This is a genomic window from Streptomyces sp. NPDC004561 (assembly GCF_053602155.1).
The window spans coordinates 23,801-31,343 of record NZ_JBSGDB010000049.1; the positions used below are offsets into that span (position 1 = coordinate 23,801).

The 7,543-nt window shown below is 67.7% G+C and carries 9 protein-coding genes and 1 pseudogene; 5 read left to right on the plus strand and 5 right to left on the minus strand.

Annotated elements, in window-relative coordinates:
- Window positions 1-116: 116 nt before the first annotated feature.
- A complete protein-coding gene (locus ACWEN3_RS09765; RefSeq protein WP_452967894.1) occupies window positions 117-509 on the minus strand; it encodes a hypothetical protein in 393 nt (130 codons plus the stop codon).
- A gap of 333 nt (window positions 510-842) precedes the next feature.
- Between ACWEN3_RS09765 and ACWEN3_RS09770 the strand changes: the two genes are divergently transcribed.
- Window positions 843-1,193 carry an STAS domain-containing protein gene (locus ACWEN3_RS09770; RefSeq protein WP_452967896.1) on the plus strand — a complete coding sequence of 117 codons (351 nt, stop codon included), beginning with the start codon at window positions 843-845 and terminating at the stop codon, window positions 1,191-1,193.
- 606 nt (window positions 1,194-1,799) lie between these two features.
- On the opposite strand, the gene ACWEN3_RS09775 is transcribed toward ACWEN3_RS09770, so the two are convergent.
- The 4 genes from ACWEN3_RS09775 to ACWEN3_RS09790 all read right to left on the minus strand — a co-directional run bounded on the left by ACWEN3_RS09775 (window position 1,800) and on the right by ACWEN3_RS09790 (window position 3,864).
- Window positions 1,800-2,102: a hypothetical protein gene (locus ACWEN3_RS09775; protein ID WP_452967899.1), complete on the minus strand. Its 303-nt coding sequence runs from the start codon at window positions 2,100-2,102 to the stop codon at window positions 1,800-1,802.
- Window positions 2,099-2,842, minus strand: coding sequence for a GntR family transcriptional regulator (locus ACWEN3_RS09780; RefSeq protein WP_452967902.1), 744 nt, complete (start codon window positions 2,840-2,842; stop codon window positions 2,099-2,101). The genes ACWEN3_RS09775 and ACWEN3_RS09780 overlap by 4 nt, the downstream gene beginning before the upstream one ends.
- A complete protein-coding gene (locus ACWEN3_RS09785) occupies window positions 2,839-3,063 on the minus strand; it encodes a hypothetical protein (protein WP_452967904.1) in 225 nt (74 codons plus the stop codon). The genes ACWEN3_RS09780 and ACWEN3_RS09785 overlap by 4 nt, the downstream gene beginning before the upstream one ends.
- Window positions 3,064-3,579: 516 nt before the next feature.
- Entirely contained in the window at window positions 3,580-3,864 is a 285-nt protein-coding gene (locus ACWEN3_RS09790) for a hypothetical protein (protein ID WP_452967906.1), read from the minus strand.
- A 79-nt stretch (window positions 3,865-3,943) separates the two neighbouring features.
- Between ACWEN3_RS09790 and ACWEN3_RS09795 the strand changes: the two genes are divergently transcribed.
- From ACWEN3_RS09795 to ACWEN3_RS09810, 4 genes and pseudogenes are all read left to right on the plus strand, one after another.
- Complete coding sequence (locus ACWEN3_RS09795; protein ID WP_452967909.1) at window positions 3,944-4,699, plus strand: GntR family transcriptional regulator; 756 nt, start codon at window positions 3,944-3,946, stop codon at window positions 4,697-4,699.
- A gap of 257 nt (window positions 4,700-4,956) precedes the next feature.
- Window positions 4,957-6,621 carry an energy-dependent translational throttle protein EttA gene (gene ettA / locus ACWEN3_RS09800; protein ID WP_452967911.1) on the plus strand — a complete coding sequence of 555 codons (1,665 nt, stop codon included), beginning with the start codon at window positions 4,957-4,959 and terminating at the stop codon, window positions 6,619-6,621.
- Window positions 6,622-6,627: 6 nt separating this feature from the next.
- On the plus strand, window positions 6,628-7,053 hold the full coding sequence (locus ACWEN3_RS09805; RefSeq protein WP_452967913.1) for an acyl-CoA thioesterase: 426 nt from the start codon (window positions 6,628-6,630) through the stop codon (window positions 7,051-7,053).
- Window positions 7,050-7,463: pseudogene (locus tag ACWEN3_RS09810) on the plus strand (hypothetical protein); the annotation flags it as partial. The gene ACWEN3_RS09805 and the pseudogene ACWEN3_RS09810, both read left to right, overlap by 4 nt.
- Between the last annotated feature and the right edge of the window lie 80 nt (window positions 7,464-7,543).

Consider the following 7,543-nt stretch of genomic DNA (forward strand, 5'->3'; position numbering starts at 1 on the left):
AAGCGGGCAGTCGCAAGCACCGTCCCGCTGGACTACGCCCGGTGTTCGGTCCTCGGATCGAACTCCTAAAGCGGGTGTCGCAGCTCAGCCCGAGGTCGCAATGCACCTACTTGCGGTCAGACGGTGGGAGGGATGGCCCGGGTCAGCGGTTCCAGGTTTCCGTACAGGGCGGCGTGAAGCGCGGCGGCGAGTTCTCGGGCTCGTTCTTCGGTCTGAACCCCATGCATCATGAAGTAGATGGGTCCCGTGTAAGGGCCCCAGTCGACCTCGTGCCTTTCCACGAGGCGGGTGATCGCGGCCCGGATTTCCTCGTTGGCTGCGGCGGGGACTGCGTGGCCGGAGCCGGCAGTGAGCGTGTCCGCCTTCACGGTCCACCGGTTTCCTTCGCATTCGATGGCGACGAACACGGCCCCGTTCGCCATGGCGTTCCGGTACGCGTCGTGGAACGCGCCGGTGCCGGTGGCGACCGGGATGAGGTGGGCGGGGATCGGAACCGGCAGCGGTTGCACGAGGAGCATTATTACAAGCGGTGAGATTCGATCGAGCTCAGTGACATCCAGGTCGGCGGCCGCACCCTCACATGGGCGCAATACGTGGATGACGGATGCGTGTGAGGTGCTGAAGGCGCGGCACTCGGACCGCAGCGGCGATGCGGACAGGTGCCCTGCTCAGGTCCCACCGACGCTCCCACCGGTTCGGAGCCGGAGCCGTGGGTTATGTAGCCCCTGCCGCCGCTTGGGGCGGCAGGGGTAGGCTCGTTCCCGCGGGCCCGCCACTCGGCATGGACACGACGACAGCGCCCGCATCCGCAATTGGGCCTTGCTCGTGACAGGTGGTGGGTCGTGACTGCTGATCCCATAGTGGAAACAGTCCGCACTAACCCCTGCCTGGTGGCGCGGGTGCCCAGCGAGATGGATCATCTGACCGACCCGATCATCACGCCGCAGATTTTGGAACTGGTGGGCTCCGGTGCTCAATGCATCGTGCTGGACCTGTCCGGTGTGCAGTTCTGCGATTCAGCGGGGTTGAACGTCCTTCTGGCTGCGCGTCGGCACGCGGAGCGGGTGGGAGCGACGTTGGTCTTTGCATGCCTGCCGTCGTTTCTGCGCCAGTTGCTTCAGATGACCGGTGTTGACCAAGTCCTGCGTCTGTACGACACGGTCACGGACGCTGAGGCAGCCCTGGTCGGATAAGGACGTGGCTCGCACAGGCGACCTTGACGGTGCCGCAGGCCACAAGCGCTCACCGATGGTTGCTTACAGCCGCGGCGGGTGTGCCAGCCGCGTGCCAGATCGTGCGGGGAACCACCGGCAACAGGGGGGAAACAACAGACCTGCTCATCAGGCGCCAGCGTCCCCCGTCCCAGGTCAGGCCCGCAGCGATCCTCAGATCACCTCAGCTTCCCAAGCTGAGGGCTCAGGCATCGTCGTCACGGGGCGGCCGTCGTGGCTTGCTCCGGTCGACGGACTGGCAGCGCGGCCGAGCGCGGTGGGGGTGCAGCGAGGCATACGCGTGCGTGTTCGGTCGGCGCACGCACTGTCGTGGCTCACTGTCGTCGGCTGAGGTTCAGACGGGCCCATCGAGTGGGCCGGCCGCCAGTCCAGTGCGGCAAAGGCTGGGCCGTCCCTGGGCCGTACGAGGTCACCCGAGGTCGACCGACAACGACAGAAGCCCACGGCATCTGAGCTGTTGAGAGCCGTGGGCTTCTTCTGTACTGCTGGTCGGCGGGAGGACCGATTAATAGACCGGCAAGTTAGGCCGCACTGAGCGGGCTGTAGCCGTCAAACGCGCCAGCCCCTTCAGGGGCGATGAGAGTCGCTCACTGCCAGAAGGTGACCCCGGCTAGTTGCAACGCGGAGCACGTCTCGCAATGCCCCGGTCAGTTCCTTGACCAACCGTCGCAGGTCCTCCGGGCCCGGGTCGTGGTCGTCGAGGGTGTTCGAGGCATGCTCCAACAGCTCCGCAGCCGTTCCCAGTTGTACCGCTTCGATGTTGTCCGCCAGGCGGGACATGTAGCCAGCCTTGTCGTCGGTGTTCAGGTAGCAGGGCTTGCCTTCCGGCCCCGACCACGGGAGGAGTCGTAGCTCATTCGGTGCCGTCATCCTTGCGTCTGCCTCTCATCGGTCACGTGGTGGGTGGTGAAGACCGCGTCGACGCGATCTCCTGGGAACGCCAGAAGGGCGGCCTCGACGACTCGCCCGGCGGCGTCGGTCGCGACGCGCTTGATCGCGAGGACTGCCGTGGAGGAGCCGGTCCGGAGGGTCGACGCTTCGTCCGGAGTTGGTGGGCGGGCGCATACCGTCTCTCGAACGGTTGCCGGCGGTGAGCCCAGAACCGCGAGGCGTAGGGCGGTCTCCTGCCAGGAGGGTTCGCCGTCCAGCACTCCAGCCGGGACCAGGTCGTGCGGGATGTAGATGCGGGCCAGTCCGCGCGCTGACTCACCCTCGTGGCTGACGCAGAAGAACTCGGTGAGAGGACTGCCCGTCGGCACCTTGAGCAATGTCGTCAGATGGCTGTCTGCCGGAACCGTGGTGGTGCGCACGGTGACACGCCGCGCCGCTTCCGCAGCGGTCCACGGGTCCAGCGTCCCCCATCCGCCGACGTACACGATCTTGCGTGGTGGGCGACGAACAAAGTTCCCCTTGCCGTGGATCTTCTCGACGAGGCCTTCGCCCTGGAGGACCGCGAGGGCTCGCCGCAGTGTCACCGTGCTGACCTTGTAGCGGTCGGCGAGGTCGGCCTCGGACAGAAGACGTTCGCCCGGCTTCATGCGACCGGTCGTGATCTGCTGCCGGAGATCGTCGGCGATGTCGTGATGGCGTGGAGACACGGACCGGGTCACCGCCTTCTCAGCACGCGAACAGCAGCGAGCCGAGTACGCGTGTGTATGGTCAGCAGCTCGCCCGACTCGAAGAGGAGTTGCTTGGCCCCCTGCGGGAGTTGGAAGAGGTCGCTCACCCGGCATGCCCTGCCGCCGAGTTGGATGACATCCCCACGTTGCACGGTGGCCGCGGTGATCTCGACGTTGGACGCCAACGCGCCGCCGTGTGCCCAGCCGCTCACTGCTCCACCTCCACGGGCGTGGAGTGGTGGGACGCCGAGTGACACGGGCAGGCGCACGTCTCGTAGACGACCGGTAGGTCGATCGGTGCGGAGGTTGGGGAGGACTCCGTGCAGGCAAGGTGTGTGCCGATACGGCAGGCAGTCGACCGGTAGGGGACGGCCGAGGCATCGGCGATATGGGGCTGTTGGCGAGGAGACATCAGCGGACCCCCGCGAGGCATGACCAGGCTTCAGCGGGCAGGTGGGAAGCGACTACCAACACATGCGGCCGTGCTCGCTCTTCCCAGGCCAGCACGTATGGGCGGACGAGCGCGTTTTCCTCACCCCTGATCGGGTGTCGGTGGTTCGCCCTGTCGGAAGCCCGGCCCAGGATGACCGTCGACGCGTCAGCGGACGCAGGAAAGGCGGTTGTGGCCGGCGGCCGGAAGGGCGCTAAGGGGCGGCGATGCCTGCCCTTGGGGGCGCACCGCGCTCTGGTGAGCGAGATGGCACGGCGGATACGGTTGAGCACGCTACTCAGCTCCTATCGCTGATGGCAGGTCCCCCGACATCGCCCGTTGTGGGGACCGCTTTGCGTACGACCGCCCAGAGGGTGCGGCCGTTCAGGCCGGTGGCGACGAGACCGAACCGATCGGCTTCCGCCACCGCTTCCAGGACCTCCCGCCATAAATCGGCGGAGAGCGAGTCAGGCACTTCCGCTTCGACCGACGCGTACCGGTCGTGCTCCTCCACGCGTGCGGAGAGCCCGACGGCCGACAGCCGGGCAGCGATGGCTGCCGCGCTAACTCCCGAAGCGGGCACAGGGCAGCCTCCGTCAGCTGGCGATCACTTTCAGTGAAGCTAGTTAACTAGATTAGAGCTAGTGGACTAGATTTTCCATATGCCTGAGCAGCCGCCCTATCTCCGTATCGCCGACGAACTCAGGCGGCGGATCGCGGAGCACGTATGGGAGCCGGGGGACCGTCTGCCCTCTCGTGCTCAGATCGGCCAGGAGTGCGGCGTGGGTGAGAACGTCGTCCGCCGCGCGCAGGAGCTGCTGATCTCCCAGGGTGTGTTGGAAGGCCGCGCCGGGTCGGGCACGTACGTCGCCGAGCCCCGGAAGCGGGTCCGGGTCGTCCGGTCGTCGGCCCGGGAGCAGCCGAGTGGATCACCGTTCCGTGCGGATATGAAGGCCGTGGGCAGACAAGGTGATTGGGAGAGTCGGACCGATGCCAAGGTTCCGGCGCCGGCGGACATCGCAGTGCGGCTTGGCATCGCCGAGGGTGACCTGTGCGTCCGGACGACGTATGAGTTCCTGGCCGACGGTCGGCCGGTGCAGCTGTCCACGAGCTGGGAGCCGTACGACCTCACCGCCGGCACTCTCGTCGTCCTCCCCGAGGGAGGGCCGCACGCGGGGGCGGGTGTCGTGAACCGCATGGCCGCGATCGGCGTCACCGTCAGCCACGCCGTGGAACAGCCCGAGCCGAGGCAGGCGACCGCCGCGGAGGCGTCGATACTCGGCATCCAGAAGGCCGCGCTCGTCACGCACATCCGGCGGACGTATTACAGCGACCAGGGGCGGCCCGTGGAGACGGCGGACATCGTGGTGCCCGCCGCGCACTGCGAGATCGTGTACGAGATCCCGATCAACCGCTAGCCGACCACCGGCGGAGAGCCCACGCCTTCGGGGTATCGGTGCTCGATCGGTGCCGCGCGCCGGGCCGTCTCTGGGCCGTGCGAGGGTGCCCGAGGCCGATCGATGACGACCAACGGCGACAGGTGAGGCAAAGGAGCCGAGCAAGAAACACCAGGTCACAGCCCCCGGATCAAACGGGTTAACACCCAAGCCTGGCGTTCAGGCAAGATGGGGTGTATCTGCCCACTGCCAGATTTCAAGCTGCCGGACGGTTTCTCTTGGCTGAGTTCATTTACACCATGCGCAAGGCGCGCAAAGCGCACGGCGACAAGGTGATCCTCGACGACGTCACCCTGAGCTTCCTGCCGGGAGCGAAGATCGGTGTCGTCGGCCCGAACGGTGCCGGTAAGTCGACCGTGCTGAAGATCATGGCCGGTCTCGAGCAGCCGTCCAACGGTGACGCGTTCCTGTCGCCGGGCTACAGCGTGGGCATCCTGCTCCAGGAGCCGCCGCTGAACGAGGAGAAGACCGTCCTGGAGAACGTCCAGGACGGTGTCGCCGAGGTCAAGGGCAAGCTCGACCGGTTCAACGAGATCGCCGAGCTGATGGCGACCGACTACTCCGACGCGCTGCTCGACGAGATGGGCAAGCTCCAGGAGGAGCTGGACCACGCGAACGCCTGGGACCTCGACGCCCAGCTGGAGCAGGCCATGGACGCCCTGGGCTGCCCGCCCGGCGACTGGCCCGTCACCAATCTCTCCGGTGGCGAGAAGCGCCGCGTCGCGCTCTGCAAGCTGCTGCTGGAGGCGCCCGACCTGCTGCTCCTCGACGAGCCCACCAACCACCTCGACGCCGAGTCGGTGAACTGGCTGGAGCAGCACCTGGCCAAGTACCCGGGCACCGTCGTGGCCGTGACCCACGACCGGTACTTCCTGGACAACGTGGCCGGCTGGATCTGCGAGGTCGACCGCGGCCGCCTGCACGGCTACGAGGGCAACTACTCCAAGTACCTGGAGACCAAGGCCACCCGTCTCAAGGTCGAGGGCCAGAAGGACGCCAAGCGGCAGAAGCGGCTCAAGGAAGAGCTGGAGTGGGTGCGGTCCAACGCCAAGGGGCGTCAGGCCAAGTCCAAGGCGCGTCTCGCCCGGTACGAGGAGATGGCCGCCGAGGCCGACAAGATGCGGAAGCTGGACTTCGAGGAGATCCAGATCCCGCCGGGCCCGCGGCTGGGCAGCGTCGTCGTCGAGGTCGACAAGCTCAACAAGGCCTTCGGGGAGAAGGTCCTGGTGGACGGCCTGTCCTTCACGCTGCCGCGCAACGGCATCGTGGGCGTCATCGGCCCGAACGGCGCCGGCAAGACCACCCTGTTCAAGATGATCCAGGGGCTGGAGACGCCGGACTCCGGCGACATCAAGGTCGGCGAGACCGTCAAGATCTCCTACGTCGACCAGAGCCGCGAGAACCTCGACCCGAAGAAGACGCTGTGGGAGGTCGTCTCCGACGGCCTCGACTACATCAACGTCGGCCAGGTCGAGATGCCGTCCCGCGCCTACGTCTCCGCCTTCGGGTTCAAGGGACCGGACCAGCAGAAGCCGGCCGGTGTCCTGTCCGGCGGTGAGCGCAACCGCCTGAACCTGGCGCTGACCCTGAAGCAGGGCGGCAACCTGCTGCTCCTCGACGAGCCCACCAACGACCTCGACGTCGAGACCCTCAGCAGCCTGGAGAACGCGCTGCTGGAGTTCCCCGGCTGCGCCGTGGTCGTCTCCCACGACCGGTGGTTCCTCGACCGCGTCGCCACGCACATCCTGGCGTACGAGGGTGAGTCGAAGTGGTTCTGGTTCGAGGGCAACTTCGAGTCGTACGAGAAGAACAAGATCGAGCGGCTCGGTCCGGACGCGGCCCGTCCGCACCGCGCCACCTACAAGAAGCTGACGCGGGGCTGATCGATCTTGCGTCACCTCTACCGCTGCCCGTTGCGCTGGTCGGACATGGACGCGTACGGCCATGTCAACAACGCGATCTTCCTGCGCTATCTGGAAGAGGCCCGTATCGACTTCATGTCCCGCCGGGGCAAGGAGTCGAAGGACGGGTCCGTGGTGGCACGCCATGAGATCGACTACCGGCGCCAGCTCGTCCACCGACCCTCGCCCGTGGACGTCGAGCTGTGGATCACGGAGATCAAGGCCGCGTCCTTCACCGTCCGCTACGAGGTGAAGGACGAGGACACGGTCTACGTGCAGGCCGCGACCGTGGTCGTCCCGTTCGACTTCGAGGCCGGGCGGCCGCGGCGGATCACCGCGCAGGAGCGCGAGTTCCTGCAGGGGTACGCGGACGAGGCGGGCGCGGACGAGGACGGGAAGGCCGTCGCGGCATGACGGTGCTGCACCTCGCCGACGAGACGGAGGCGGCAGACCTCGCCGCCTTCCTCTCCCGGCTGCTCCACTACGACCGTGGAGCGGCGGTGCGCCTGCAGGCGGCCGGCACCGCGCTGGCCGTCTTCGGGCGGCCGCCGTCCTTCGAGGTGCTGGCCGTGCGCGCGGTGCGGCTGGCGAAGCCGTACGAGAACGGGCTGGACGTCACCCTCGACGCGACCGTCTCCGCGGGCGAGTTCCTGGAGTCCGTCGACGAGCGGGCGGCCACCGCCGCCGTACCGGCCGCGGTCACCGGACCGCCGTGGGCCGGAGTGCTGCCGCCGCGCGGCGGCTGGCGGCCCGAGCCGGGGCTGCCCGCCCCGGACGCGCTGCGCGCGACCGTCGCCGCGGCGGTCGCCGGATGCCGGTCGCGACTGCGGCGACGGTGAGGGCACAAGCGGCGGCCATCCAGCGGATGCGGCGGCGTGCGCGGAGGTATACGGGGTGGTGGGCG